The 13335-nt window shown below is 63.2% G+C and carries 13 protein-coding genes; 9 read left to right on the top strand and 4 right to left on the bottom strand.

What is annotated here, in order from left to right:
- Positions 1–72: 72 nt before the first annotated feature.
- Both NLM32_RS43110 and NLM32_RS43105 read left to right on the top strand, forming a co-directional pair.
- Entirely contained in the window at positions 73–501 is a 429-nt protein-coding gene (locus NLM32_RS43110) for a thioesterase family protein (protein ID WP_254135551.1), read from the top strand.
- Between the two features lie 3 nt (positions 502–504).
- A complete protein-coding gene (locus NLM32_RS43105; RefSeq protein WP_254134702.1) occupies positions 505–981 on the top strand; it encodes a PaaI family thioesterase in 477 nt (158 codons plus the stop codon).
- Positions 982–1016: 35 nt separating this feature from the next.
- Here NLM32_RS43105 and NLM32_RS43100 read toward each other — a convergent pair whose 3' ends face one another.
- Complete coding sequence (locus NLM32_RS43100) at positions 1017–2447, bottom strand: IS701 family transposase (RefSeq protein WP_254128465.1); 1431 nt, start codon at positions 2445–2447, stop codon at positions 1017–1019.
- A 171-nt stretch (positions 2448–2618) separates the two neighbouring features.
- Here NLM32_RS43100 and NLM32_RS43095 point away from each other — a divergent pair, with 171 nt between their 5' ends.
- On the top strand, positions 2619–3281 hold the full coding sequence (locus tag NLM32_RS43095; protein ID WP_254134701.1) for a DsbA family protein: 663 nt from the start codon (positions 2619–2621) through the stop codon (positions 3279–3281).
- A 78-nt stretch (positions 3282–3359) separates the two neighbouring features.
- Here NLM32_RS43095 and NLM32_RS43090 read toward each other — a convergent pair whose 3' ends face one another.
- From NLM32_RS43090 to NLM32_RS43080, 3 genes are all read right to left on the bottom strand, one after another.
- Complete coding sequence (locus tag NLM32_RS43090) at positions 3360–3566, bottom strand: hypothetical protein (protein ID WP_254134700.1); 207 nt, start codon at positions 3564–3566, stop codon at positions 3360–3362.
- A gap of 81 nt (positions 3567–3647) precedes the next feature.
- On the bottom strand, positions 3648–4718 hold the full coding sequence (locus tag NLM32_RS43085; RefSeq protein WP_254134699.1) for a phospholipase: 1071 nt from the start codon (positions 4716–4718) through the stop codon (positions 3648–3650).
- A 20-nt stretch (positions 4719–4738) separates the two neighbouring features.
- Positions 4739–5728 (bottom strand): S1C family serine protease, encoded by a 990-nt coding sequence (locus NLM32_RS43080; RefSeq protein WP_254134698.1) that lies wholly within the window; start codon positions 5726–5728, stop codon positions 4739–4741.
- 285 nt (positions 5729–6013) lie between these two features.
- Here NLM32_RS43080 and NLM32_RS43075 point away from each other — a divergent pair, with 285 nt between their 5' ends.
- The 6 genes from NLM32_RS43075 (at position 6014) to NLM32_RS43050 (ending at position 13315) form a co-directional block, all read left to right on the top strand.
- On the top strand, positions 6014–7432 hold the full coding sequence (locus tag NLM32_RS43075; RefSeq protein WP_254134697.1) for a M20 family metallopeptidase: 1419 nt from the start codon (positions 6014–6016) through the stop codon (positions 7430–7432).
- Positions 7433–7692: 260 nt separating this feature from the next.
- Positions 7693–9483, top strand: a complete 1791-nt coding sequence (locus NLM32_RS43070; protein ID WP_254134696.1) for a peptide ABC transporter substrate-binding protein — start codon at positions 7693–7695, stop codon at positions 9481–9483.
- Between the two features lie 29 nt (positions 9484–9512).
- Positions 9513–10472: an ABC transporter permease gene (locus NLM32_RS43065; protein WP_254134695.1), complete on the top strand. Its 960-nt coding sequence runs from the start codon at positions 9513–9515 to the stop codon at positions 10470–10472.
- Positions 10438–11355, top strand: coding sequence for an ABC transporter permease (locus tag NLM32_RS43060; RefSeq protein ID WP_254134694.1), 918 nt, complete (start codon positions 10438–10440; stop codon positions 11353–11355). Before NLM32_RS43065 ends, NLM32_RS43060 begins: the two co-directional genes overlap by 35 nt.
- Positions 11355–12350, top strand: coding sequence for an ABC transporter ATP-binding protein (locus tag NLM32_RS43055; protein ID WP_254134693.1), 996 nt, complete (start codon positions 11355–11357; stop codon positions 12348–12350). The genes NLM32_RS43060 and NLM32_RS43055 overlap by 1 nt, the downstream gene beginning before the upstream one ends.
- Entirely contained in the window at positions 12347–13315 is a 969-nt protein-coding gene (locus NLM32_RS43050) for an ABC transporter ATP-binding protein (RefSeq protein WP_254134692.1), read from the top strand. The genes NLM32_RS43055 and NLM32_RS43050 overlap by 4 nt, the downstream gene beginning before the upstream one ends.
- Positions 13316–13335 lie beyond the last annotated feature (20 nt).

The raw sequence follows: 13335 nt of genomic DNA, 5'->3' as shown, positions 1-13335 counted from the left end.
TATTGCTAACGCGTCCAACGCCTGATACGCTACCGTATCAAGATCAAAAGACAGACAGGGCAGGGAATGGCGATGGAGCAAGAGGCGACCTATCGCGGCACGGTCTATCCATGGCAGTGCGATCATGTCGGTCACATGAACATCATGTGGTACGTCGGCAAATTCGACGAGGCCAATTGGAATTGGTTCGCCCGGCTCGGGCTGACGCCGAGCTATCTCCGCTCCTCCGGCCGCGGCATGGCGGCGGTGCAGCAGAACATCACCTACAAGCGCGAGCTGCTCGCCGGCGACATCGTCGAGATACGCAGCCATCTGCTGGAGGTTCGCGACAAGTCAATCCGCTTCCGGCACGAGATGACGAATGCCGAGACCGGCGAGATGGCTGCGTTCTGCGAAATCACCGCCGTGCACATGGATCGCAGGCAGCGGAAATCCGCGGCGTTCGCGGATGCCATCCGCGAGATCGCACTGAGATATCTCGTCGAACCGGCCGAGGTCTGAGCCATGGCTGCGTTCGAGCCGAAAAACCCCGGCTATCGTGCGGCGGCCATTGCGATGTTCGAGGGCCAGCCGGCGATGCGCACGCTCGGCATCGTGATTGTCCGCCTCGCGCCGGGCGAGGTCGAGCTGGCGATGCTGCATTCCCCTGAATTCACGCAGCAGAACGGTTTTATCCATGCCGGGATCATCACCGCCGGGCTCGACAATTCCTGCGGTGTCGCCGCCTTCACACTGATGCCGTCGGAGGCCGATATCCTCACCGTCGAGTTCAAGACCACGCTGCTCGCCCCTGCCCGCGGCGAGCGTTTCGTGTTCAAGGCCGAGGTGATCAAGCCTGGCCGTACGTTGACCTTCTGCGAGGCCAAGGCGTTTGCCGAGCACGAGGGTAGGACCACGCTGATTGCCACCATGACCGGAACGCTCATGGCGATGCTGCCCCGCGCCGACACTCGGGGCGCGCAGGCCATTGTCGTGTCATAACGCGGCAATGACATCCCACCCACAACGTCCTATTCTTACTGCGTCACAAAAGAAGGCGCTGTTTGATCGGGCGAATGCAACAGGGACAGCGTGAGAGGGTGCGGACGATGGCAACGATCAGTCTTCGCCGCATCGTCGCAATCGAGTTCGGGATGTGACGTTCGGGTCGCAGCAGCGGAGCCTCTGGGTCGGTAACCGTTGGAAACCGCAAGTCTCTTGAACGGCCTGGTGGAACGAGATCCCGAGGGGGGAATCGTCTCCCTCTCGGAGACCAGGAATCCGTAGGCTGCGATGCACAGCGTAGCGTGGTGGTGGAAGCCACGCCAACCTCGCCCTTCGAAATGCCCGAGCCCGACCTCTTGTTTGAGATCCTGATAATCGCGCTCGATGCGCCAGCGCAGCTTGGTTAGATCGACTAGCCTTCCAAAAGTGATCGTTTCCGGCAACGTTGAAAGCCAGTATTTGGTCGGCTCGTCCTCACCTTCTGGCCATTCGATCAAAAGCCATTCTTCCGGTCGGCTTTCGGTGAGTTGGTAATCTCGATGCGCGACGCAAACGCGCGCGCGAGCGAAGCGCGACGATAGCCGCTCGGCCGCGCCCTCTCGCCACTTGATCGTGCGCCAGACCCGCTTAGGAAGGCAAAGAGCAAGCTCCTTGACCGAAATCGGTTGATGCTTGTGGTCGCGGCGCAGCAGCTTTGGTGGTCGCCCTTTGCCCGACCATTTTTTCGGCGGTAGCGGCGCCGTGTCGGATGTCCACACCGTGGTGTTTGGCAAGATACCAGCCACATAGGTCAACGCCAACGCGCTGATGCTGGTCCGCAGGTCCGTGTTGCAGCCATATCCGGCATCCATCAGCACCACGCCGCGAGGAAGCCCGGTTCTGCAGGCTGCTTCGATCTGTTCAAGCGCGATCTCTGGCTTGGTCTTAAAGCTGATCTCCTTGGGCACGCCCGCTTTGCGCCGACGTTTCTTATCTGCCGCCCATTCCTGCGGCAGATAGAGACGATACATCGCCGGCAGACTGGCGTGGTGATTGGCAAGCGACAGGGATACCGCGACTTGGCAGTTATCCTGCTTGCCGAGCTGCCCGCAATATTGACGCGCCACACCGACCGAGTGCGCTCCCTTCTTGGGAAAACCGGTGTCATCGATGATCCACGCTTCGATCGGTCCATGGCGCTCTATCGCCGGCAGTACCATCTCACCCACTTTGGCCAAAACACCCTCGTCAGACCAAGGCGATTGGCCGACGAAGTGCAGCAGCGACTGATGCTGCGCCGCCGTCCGATCAGGTGCCGTTACCGCTGCCATAGGCTCAACGCTTTTACGCTCCCCCGGCATGATTAAGCCGATGCAATAATCAAACAACGGCTGGGCCCGGTCCGCATGTCCGATCACACTCACAAGTTTCTCGACAAAAGCCGAAAATCGCGATTCACTGCCGCCTGATGTCCGGAGATCCATATCAGCCCCCGTTGCCGATGCCTGAATCTCAACAGGTAACTGATTCTCACAGGATCTCGCCCGCGATCTTTTGAATCAGACACTTTTTCTGACTCAGTAGTACTATATGAGCCGTAACAATTCCCGGTCCGGGGCCGTACTTGCGGCGATAGGACCGAAACGGGACGAGATATGACTGGATTCAGGACTAAGGGCTTTGGGCCGACACGACGCGCCGCGTTGACGTTGATCGGGGCGGGCGGCTTCGCGGCTGGCGGGGTGACGTTGGCGCGCGCGGCTGCTGGCAGCGAAGACGAAGTGCTGACCGAAGCCAGGGTGTTGCGCGATCCCGACGTCCCCGTCGCCGGCAATCCCGATGGCAACATCAGCATCATCGAGTGGTCCGACTACAATTGTCCCTATTGCCGCAAGCTCGAGCCCGAGCTGCGCCAGGTCATCCAGGACGACGGCAAGGTCAGGCTGGTTCTGAAGGACTGGCCGATCCTCGGGCCCGTCTCCGTGACGGCCGCCCGGATCGCACTCGCCGCGAAATACCAGGACAAGTACCACAAGGCCCATGACGCCATGATGGGCGTCAGCTCGCGCCTGACCGAGTCGCGCATCAACGAGCTGCTCGCGGCCGCCGGCGTCGACATGGACCGCCTCAAGAGCGATCTCACCGCGCGCGCCAAGGACATCGACGCGATCCTCAAGCGCAACAACGAGCAGGCCGAGGCCTTCGGCTTCCGCGGCACGCCGTCCTTCATTGTCGGCAAGTATCGCGTACCCGGTGCGCTCAGCATGGCCGAGTTCGAGCAGGTCATCGCCGACGCCCGCAAGGCCAAGATGAACTGACGCGCAGCAGCGTTCATCGCAGCCAACACAAAGGCGCCGCCGCGGATCGCGACGGCGCCTTGTTCATTGCGGGCGAGATTACTTCGACGAAATCCGGACCCAGTCCTTGTGCGCGCGGTCCTGCAGCGCATTCCAGTCGGCCTTCGCGACATCCCAGTTCACGATGGTGCGATTGGCAGTCGCGACATCGCCATTGGCGACGGACGACGTCTGCATGGAATCATAGACATACACGCCGCAGCCGAGCAGCAGCGCACCCAAAATCATTCCGAAAAAAGTCTGCATGGCGAACCTCCGGTGTGGGCGGATAACGTCGGCCCGGAGTGATGGTTCCGCGGCACTACGGCGCGGGTAAGGACGGCTCGTTCATCCTTCATTCAGCCATTGCAGCAGCACGGCGTTGATCTCGCGCGGATAGGTATGGCTGAGGTCGTCGATCTCGCGATAGGTCACATCGGCGCCGGCGGCCGCGAGTGCCGCTTGCGTCTGCCGTGCGGTCTGCACCGGAAACATCCAGTCGAGCTTGCCGTGAGTGATGAAGATCGGCAGGCCCTGCAGGCGCGTGGCATCGGCCATCTCCGCCATCAGCGGATGGAAGGTCGCCGACACCGGTGCGAGATGAGTGAAGGGCGAGGCGCCATCCAGCCCGCTGACATAGCAGAACGTGCCGCCGTCGCTCATGCCGGTCAGCAGCATCCGCGAGGCATCGACCCGCCAGCGGCCGCGCACGGTTTCGAGTATCCGCATCAGATTGGGCGTGTCGGTGTCGTCGCCCATCAGCGCCCAGGTCTGTCCGGTCGCGGTCGGTGCCACCAGGATCGCGCCAAGGCTGCGGGCATCGCGCAGCCAGCTCCACAGAAAGCCGCGGCCATTGCCGCTGCCGCCATGCAGCGCCATCACCAGAGGCCAGTTGCGATCGGGCGTGTAATACTCGGGAACGTAGACCGAGAAGCCGCCGCGGCTGCCGGGCTCGTTGTGATCATGGAAGACGCCGGTGTCCTCGCCGGCGGCGACCTCCAGCCGCGCCAGCAACTCACCATTCTCGCGATTGCCGGTGTTGAGGAAGAAATTGCTCACCGGTGGAAACTGCGCAGACAGCGGATAAAGCGCCTCTTGTGCCCGCGGCAGATGGCGCAGCGCGCGGAACACCGCGACGAGATCGCCATTGCCGCGCTCGACGTCGCGAATGCCGGCAAAGGCGGACAGCGTCTCGTCGCAGGCGCGATCGAGCCGCTCGCGCAGTCCGGCGAACTGCTCCGGCCACGCTCCGATCGCTGCGCGTGCCGACTGAAGCGCGTCGTCCGGTGCGCCGATGGCGTTCATCACCGAGCCGAAGGCCGGCGGATGCAAGTGCCGGGCGAAGTAGCCGAGCGCCTCCAGTGCATTGAGCAACGGCGGCAGCACGGCCACGATGTCGTCAACGACGGCCTCGGTCATCGCTGCTTCCTCTGTCTGGATCAGTGCAGCTTCGGCGCTTTCAGAAGCTTGAAGCGATCGGTCGAGGTCACCGTGACGTCGAAGGTGACGCCTTCATGATGCGCGGTGCCTTGATGATGCACGGTGAGAGGCACGTCGACGCCGGCGGCACCGAGGTCCCACATCTTCTTGTAGAAGTCGGTCTGGCTCGTGACCTTCTCGCCATCCACGGCAAGAATGACGTCGCCGGTCTTGAGTTCGGCGCGCGCGGCGGGACCGTTGGCGGAGATTCCGATCACCACCACGCGGTTGTCGATCTCGGTCGAAAAGAGTCCGAGCCACGGGCGTGCCGGCTTGTTGACACGGCCGAACTTGCGGAGGTCGTCGAGGATCGGCTTTAGCAGATCGATGGGCACGATCATGTTGACATGCTCGGCCTTGCCGTCGCGTTCACGCTCGAGCTGGAGCGAGCCGATGCCGATCAGCTCGCCGCGCTCGTTGATCAGTCCCGTGCCGCCCCAGTTCGGATGAGCCGGATAGGTGAACAAGGCCTCGTCGAGCAGATACTCCCAGTAACCCGCGAATTCCTGCTTGGCGACGATCTGGCTCGCGACCGATCGCGTTCGCCCGCCGGCGCCGCCGACCACGACGCGGTCGCCGAGCCGGGTGTCCGCCGAGGAGCCGAGCGGCAGCGGCTCGATGTCGAGCCGGCCGAGCGCCTGCACCAGGCCGAAACCGGTGACGGAATCGAAGCCGAGCACATGTCCCTCCACCACGCGCCCGTCGCCGAGGTGAAGCCAGACGGATTCCGCCTCGGTAATGAGATAGCCGATGGTCAGCACCAGCCCGTCGTCGATCACGACGCCGTTGCCGGCGCGCTCGGTGCCGAGTGTTTCGGCGCTGAAAGCGTCCGGCGGAATGATGGCGTGCAGGCCGACGACGGAGGCGAGCGCACGATCGAGATCGAAGCCGTAATCGCTCGCACGCGGCTGATTGGCCGGCGGCACTCTCCATTCGGTCAAGGCGGGCATGGAGTTCTCCTGGCTGAGAGCATCGCTCCGCCATGGCTGCGGAACGACGCGCGAAGCAAGCATAATTTAGGCCGGAGGAGGCCGTCTTGAAAGGCTTGACCGCAACTATTCCAGATGTCGCGCCGCCGGTTTCCGAAGATGACAGGCATTGTTCACCTAAAGCCGGGCGGCAACCGCCAATCCGGCATCGGTCGCATGGCTGGTGTCTCGCGAGATGCTAGGCGGAGTTCAATGAAGCTGCTAACCATTGCCGCTTCGTTTGACCAAGAGATCACGGACCAAACCATGGACAATCGCAGCGACATCTGGCGTGGCATCGACACGATCAAGGGACGTTTCATCGACCTGAGCGACAAGGTCTGGGGCATGCCCGAGGTCTGCTACACCGAGGCGCGTTCCGCCGCCGAGCATCTCGCCGAGTTGCGCCACCAGGGTTTCCGCATCACCGAGAAAGTGGCGGGCATTCCGACCGCGGTGATGGGCGAATGGGGCGAGGGCGGTCCGGTCATCGCCTTCATGGGTGAATATGACGCCCTGCCGGGCCTGAGCCAGGAGGCTGGTGTCGCCGAGCATCGTCCGGTCGAGACCGGCGGTCACGGCCATGGCTGCGGTCACAATCTGCTCGGTTCCGCAGCGCTCCTCGCCGCCACCGCCGTCAAGGACTGGCTCGCCGAGAACAAGGTGCCCGGCCGTGTGCGCTATTACGGTTGCCCGGCGGAAGAGGGCGGCGCGGCCAAGGCCTTCATGGTGCGCTCCGGCGCGTTCGAGGACGCCGATATCGCCATCACCTGGCATCCGCATAGTTTCTGGGAAGTCGCGGTGACGCCGTCGCTGGCCAACACCCGCGCCGACTTCATCTTCACCGGCCGCACCTCGCATGCTGCGGCGTCGCCCCATCTCGGCCGCTCCGCGCTCGACGCGGTGGAGCTGATGAATGTCGGCGTAAACTACATGCGCGAGCACATGCCGAGCGATGCGCGCGTGCACTACGCGCTGCTCGACACCGGCGGCATTGCGCCCAACGTGGTGCAGGCCCATGCCCGCGTGCGCTACTCCATTCGCGCCCGTGATCTGCCCGGCATGAACGAGCTGGTCGGGCGCGTCAGCAAGATCGCAGAGGGGGCGGCCTTGATGACCGAGACCAAGGTCGAGATGAAGATCATCTCCGCGGTCTCCAACATCCTGCCCAACACGCCGCTGGAACAGGCGCTGCACCGGGTCATGGAAGAGCTCGGACCGCCGCATTTCGACGATGCCGACAATGGCTTTGCCAGCCAGATCCGCGCGACGCTGACCGACAAGGACATCGCGTCGGTCTATTATGCGATCGGCATGGAGCCGACCGATCGGCCGCTGGCCGACTTCCTGGTGCCGCTCGACGCCAAGCGCAACCCCTTGGTTGGCTCGACGGACGTCGGCGATGTGAGCTGGGTGGTGCCGACCGTGCAGGTACACGCACCAACGGTTGCAATCGGCACCCCGTTCCACACCTGGCAGGTGGTCGCGCAGGGCAAGAGCCCGCATGCCCACAAGGCGATGGTGCAGGCGGCCAAGGCGATGGCCGGCCTTGGCATCAAGGCGATGACCGAACCGGAACTGATCAAGGCCGCGAAGGCCGATCTCACGAAGCGGACGACCAAAACGCCTTATATCTGCCCGCTGCCGGACCACGTCGCGCCGCCACTCAATATGTCCGTGGCGTAGAATTCCATCTCGATACTTCGTCTGATCTGAAGAACAAATTTTCCGCAGTGCAACTTGGTTTCCCGCGGATTTTGGCGCGGGAATGCCGAACCGTTGGGCTGCGGAAGGAAGTTTTGCTCAACAGACAGCCAGAACACCGTTTGCACACACACGGCCGCAGTTGACGCGCGGCCTATTCAGTGTGCCATCTACCGCCAGCCAAACTCGGCGGCCGGGCTGCGGCCGCCTGCATCCATACGGGAACCAGACGGGGGACAACCATGCTGGATAAAGAACTGCGTTCGATGATCGGTGACGTGAAGGACGGGCGCATGGATCGCCGCGCCTTCATCCAGCGCCTGGCCGCCGTCGGCCTCACCGCTCCCATGGCCAACCAGATCCTCGCCATCGGCGGCGTCGCCATGGCGCAGAGCCCGTCCCCCTATCCGCCGACCAAGCGTGGCGGCGGCGGCCCGCTCAAGCTGTTGTGGTGGCAGGGACCAACCTTGCTCAATCCGCATTTCGCGACCGGCACCAAGGACCAGGACGGCTCGCGCGTGTTCTACGAGCCGCTCGCAAGCTGGGACGTGGACGGCAATCTCAACCCGATTCTCGCCGCCGAAATTCCGTCAACAGCAAATGGCGGCCTCGCCGCCGACGGCAAGTCGGTGATCTGGAAGATCAAGCCCGGCGTCAAATGGCATGACGGCAAGCCGCTGACAGCCGACGATTTCGTGTTCACCTTCACCTATGCCAGCGATCCTGCCACGGCGGCTGTCTCTATCAGCACCTACGCCGACATGACGGTCGAGAAGGTGGACGACCTTACCATTCGTATCCTGTTCAAGAACCCGACGCCGTTCTGGGCCAATGCTTTCGTCGGCGCGTACGGATGCGTCATCCCGAAGCATCTGTTTGGCGACTACATCGGATCGAAATCCCGTGAGGCGCCGACCAATCTGGCCCCGGTGGGCACCGGCCCCTACAAATTCGTCGAGTTCAAGCCGGGCGATCTCGTCCGTGGTGCGTTGAACCCCGACTACCACATGCCCAACCGTCCGTATTTCGACACCATCGACATGAAGGGCGGCGGCGATGCCGTCTCTGCGGCACGCGCGGTGATCCAGACCGGCGAGTTCGATTTTGCCTGGAACATGCAAGTCGAGGACGACGTGCTGCTGCGCCTGGAGAAGGGCGGCAAGGGTAAGACCGTTTATGCCGTAGGCGGCGACATCGAGTTCATCGCTATCAATTTCACCGACCCGAACACGGAGGTCGATGGCGAGCGGTCCTCGATGAAGACCAAGCATCCGATCTTTTCCGATCCGAACGTTCGCAAGGCGCTGGCTCTCCTGGTGGACCGCGAGTCCGTCAAGAAGGCGATCTACGGTCGCGCTGGACGCACCACGGCCAACTACCTCAACGGTCCCGAGAAGTTCGTCTCCAAGAACACCTCCTGGGAGTTCAACATCGAGAAGGCGTCGAAGATGCTGGACGACGCCGGCTGGAAGGTTGGCGCAGACGGCATCCGTGAGAAGGATGGAAAGAAATTCAAGCTCCTGTACCAGACCTCGACCAACGGTCCGCGCCAGAAGACTCAGGCCATCGTCAAGCAGGCCTGCCAGAAGGCTGGCATCGACGTCGAGCTGAAGTCGGTCGTTGCTTCGGTGTTCTTCTCGTCGGACGTTGCCAACAACGACACCTATCCCAAGTTTTACGCCGACATCGAGATGTTCCAGATCCCGATGACACAACCGGATCCGGCTTTGCATATGCGCCGCTACATCTCGGCCAATGTGGCAACCAAAGAGAACAAGTGGCAGGGCCCGAATTATCCCCGCTATGTCAACAAGGACTATGATGCGGCGATTGCCGCGGCCGAGACCGAGATCGACCTGGTCAAACGGGCGGCGCTTTACATCAAGTGCAACGACCTGTTGTGGCAGGACACCGTGTTCATTCCGGTGATGCACCGTCTTACGGTGGACGCCTGCGCCAACACGCTGAAGCCGGTCATCTCGGGCTGGGCCAATCGGACCGACAACATCCAGGATTGGTACCGGGAGGCATGATCGCGAGGGCATAGACGGGATTATTCCCCATGAGCCAGTATGTCCTGCGTCGCCTCCTGATCGCCATTCCGAGCTTGCTCGGCATCTCGGCGGTGCTGTTCTTCGTCCTGGCGCTCGCGCCCGGCGATCCCTTCTCGGAACTGGCGACCAATCCGAACGTGCCACCCGAAGTGCAGGCTGCACTTCGGGCCAGGTTCGGGCTCGATGATCCGATCTATCTGCGCTACCTGCACTGGCTATCCGCCATGGTGCACGGCGACTGGGGCTTCTCCTTCGTCAGCCGGATGAACGTCGACACGCTCATCCTGCAGCGCCTGCCGGCCACGCTCTACGTGATCGGTTCGGCACAGATCCTGGCGCTGCTGATCGCGATTCCCGTCGGCGTCTATGCGGCGACAAAGCCCTATTCGCTGTTCGACCAGGTCGCGAACACGCTCGCCTTCGTCGGTTTTTCGCTGCCGACCTTCTTCACGGGCATCCTGTTCATCCTGATCTTCTCGGTCACGCTGGACTGGTTGCCCTTCGTCTACACCACCGACATCAAGGCCACGGGCATCCACTACGTGCTCGAGATGATCCGGCAGGCGATCATGCCGGTCGCCGTGCTCGGCCTGTTCCAGGCGGCGTCGATGACGCGCTTCGTGCGCTCGGCGATGCTCGACGTGATCCGGCTCGATTACGTCACCACGGCGCGCGCCAAGGGGCTCGGGCAGGCCAAGGTCATCGTCAAGCATGTGATGCGCAACGCCATGATTCCGGTCGTCACGCTGATCGCGCTGCAGATGCCCGCGGTGTTCGGTGGCGCCATCGTCACCGAGCAGATCTTTCGCATTCCCGGCATCGGCTCGCTGCTGATCTCCTCCATTCTCTCCAATGACACCCCGGTCGTGATGGCCGTGACCTTTGTGTTCGCCTGTCTGGTGGTGCTCTTCAATCTCATCGCGGATGTGCTGTATGGCTGGCTTGACCCTCGCATCTCCCTCCGCTGAGCGGGGCGTCTACTCGCCCTGGCGCGAGACGTGGCGGCGCTACAGCCGCCACAAGCTCGCCGTCGTCAGCGCGATCCTGCTGCTCGTCCTGATTCTTGCTGTGGTGGTCGGCCCCTTCATCTGGCGGATCAAGATCAACGACATCGATATCGTGGCGGGCATGCAAGGGCCGTCGCTCGCGCATCCCTTCGGCACCGACGACCTCGGCCAGGACATCCTTGCGCGGATGATCTATGGCGGTCGTATCTCGCTTGCGGTCGGATTGGCCGCGATGCTGGTCTCGGTGTTCATCGGCACGCTGATCGGTGCGCTCGCCGGCATGTCCCGCGGCGCGCTCGGGCATGGTCTGATGTGGCTCACCGACCTCTTTCTGTCGCTGCCCCAACTGCCGCTGCTCCTGCTGCTGATCTATCTCTTCCGCGACGGGTTGAAGCAGATGTTCGGTCCCGAAGGCGGCATCTTCATCCTGATCGTCCTCGTCATCGGCGGCTTGCGCTGGATGCCGGTGGCGCGCCTCGTGCGCGCGCAGTTCCTGTCGATCCGCGAGAAGGAGTTCGTCGAGGCCGCGCGCGCGCTCGGTGCGAGCCCGGTGCGGCAGGTGGTGAAGCACATCCTGCCCAATGCGCTCGGTCCGGTGATCATCGCCGGCACCATCGACGTTGCCGCCGCGATCATCGCGGAATCGACGCTGTCCTTCCTGGGCCTCGGCTTTCCGCCGGATACCCCGACCTGGGGCCGGCTGCTGTACGATGCCAAGGATTTCCTCGACATCGGCCCGCACTGGGCCTTGTTCCCGGGCGGCGCGATCTTCATCGCGGTGGTCGCGATCAATTTCATCGGCGACGGTCTGCGTGACGCGCTCGATGCGCGACGGGTGATCTGATGGCGCCGCTGCTCGAGATCAAGGGTCTCAAGACCCACTTCTCCACCGACGACGGCATCCTGCAGGCCGTCGACGGCGTCGACATCACCATCAACAAGGGCGAGACGCTCTGCGTCGTCGGCGAGTCCGGCTGCGGCAAGACCGTCACCGCAATGTCGATTCTGAAGCTGATCGCGATGCCGCCGGGCCGCATTGCGGCGGGCGAAATCATCTTCGAGGGCCGCGATCTGGTGCCGCTGACGAGCAACCAGCTCGACGAGATCCGCGCCAAGGAGATCGGCTTCATCTTCCAGGAGCCGATGACCTCGCTCAATCCGGTGCTGACCGTCGGCGAGCAGATCGCCGAGAGCCTGCGTCGCCACGAGAACGTCACCAGGAAACAGGCGCTCGATCGCACCATCGAGATGCTGAAGCTGGTGCAGATCCCCAATGCCGAAGGCCGCGTGCACAATTATCCGCACCAGTTCTCCGGCGGCATGCGCCAGCGCGTGATGATCGCGATGGCGCTGGCCTGCAAGCCCAAGCTGATCATCGCCGACGAGCCGACCACTGCGCTCGACGTCACCATCCAGGCGCAGATCCTCGACCTGCTCCAGGACATGAAGGAGCGCTTCGGCATGGCGGTGATGCTGATCACCCATGCCATGGGCGTCGTCGCCGAGACGGCGCAGCGCGTCGTCGTGATGTATGCCGGCAAGGTGGTGGAGGAGGCCGATGTCGACGCGCTCTTCGCCGATCCGCGCCATCCCTATACGCAGGGCCTGATCCGCTCGATCCCGCGCATCGATCTCGACAGCGAGCACAAGACGCGCCTCGAGGCGATCGGTGGCTCGGTGCCGATCCTGATCAACCCGCCGGTCGGTTGCCGTTTTGCGCCGCGCTGCAAGTTTGCCATGGACGTCTGCACCGAGAAGGAGCCGCTGCTGCGCGAGATCGCACCCGGCCACCGCATGGCCTGCCATCTCGGAGATACACAGTTGGGAGGCGCGGCATGAGCGAGCCTCTGCTCCGCGTCAGCGGCCTGAAGAAATATTTCCCCGTGCTCGGCGGCCTATTGTCTCGCCAGGTCGGTACCGTCCATGCGGTCGACGGCGTGTCGTTCTCGGTCAATCGGGGCGAGACGCTCGGTCTCGTCGGCGAATCCGGTTGCGGCAAGTCGACGACCGGGCGCTGCGTGCTGCGCCTGATCGAGCCGACCGACGGCGAAGTCATGTTCGACGGCCAGGACATCGGCAAGCTCGGCGGCAACGATCTGCGCGCGATGCGGCGGAACATGCAGCTGGTCTTCCAGGATCCGTTCGCCTCGCTCAACCCGCGCATGACGGTCGGCTCCATTCTCGGCGAAGCTTTCACCATCCACAATCTCGCATCGAACGCCAGGGAGCGCGAAGAGCGCGTCGCGGGCCTGCTGGTCAAGGTCGGCCTCAAGGCCGAGCACATGCGGCGCTATCCGCATGAGTTCTCCGGCGGTCAACGCCAGCGCATCGTGATCGCGCGGGCGCTCGCGGTCGAACCCAAGCTGATCGTCTGCGATGAGCCGGTGTCAGCGCTCGACGTCTCGATCCAGGCGCAGGTCATCAACCTGCTGGAAGATCTCCAGGCCGAGTTGAACCTCACCTATCTCTTTGTCGCGCACGACCTCTCGGTGGTCGAGCACATTTCCGACCGCGTCGCCGTGATGTATCTCGGCCGCATCGTCGAGCTGGCGAAGGCGAGCGACCTCTATCGCAATCCGCAGCATCCCTACACCAAGGCGCTGCTTTCCGCCGTACCGGTGCCGGACCCCAAGCTCAAGCGCAACCGCATCCGCCTCAAGGGCGACGTGCCGAGCCCGATGAAGCCGCCGTCGGGCTGTCACTTTCACACCCGTTGCCCGATCGCCCAGCCGCGCTGTGCGGAAAGTGCGCCGGAACTGAAGGAAGGCGCGGGCGGACACTTCGTGGCGTGTCATCTGGCCTGAGTTGCGCGGTGCATAGGTCC

Origin of the sequence: Bradyrhizobium sp. CCGUVB14 (genome assembly GCF_024199935.1) — a bacterium.
Taxonomy (GTDB): Bacteria; Pseudomonadota; Alphaproteobacteria; order Rhizobiales; family Xanthobacteraceae; genus Bradyrhizobium.
This window is presented reverse-complemented; position numbering and strand designations above follow the sequence as displayed.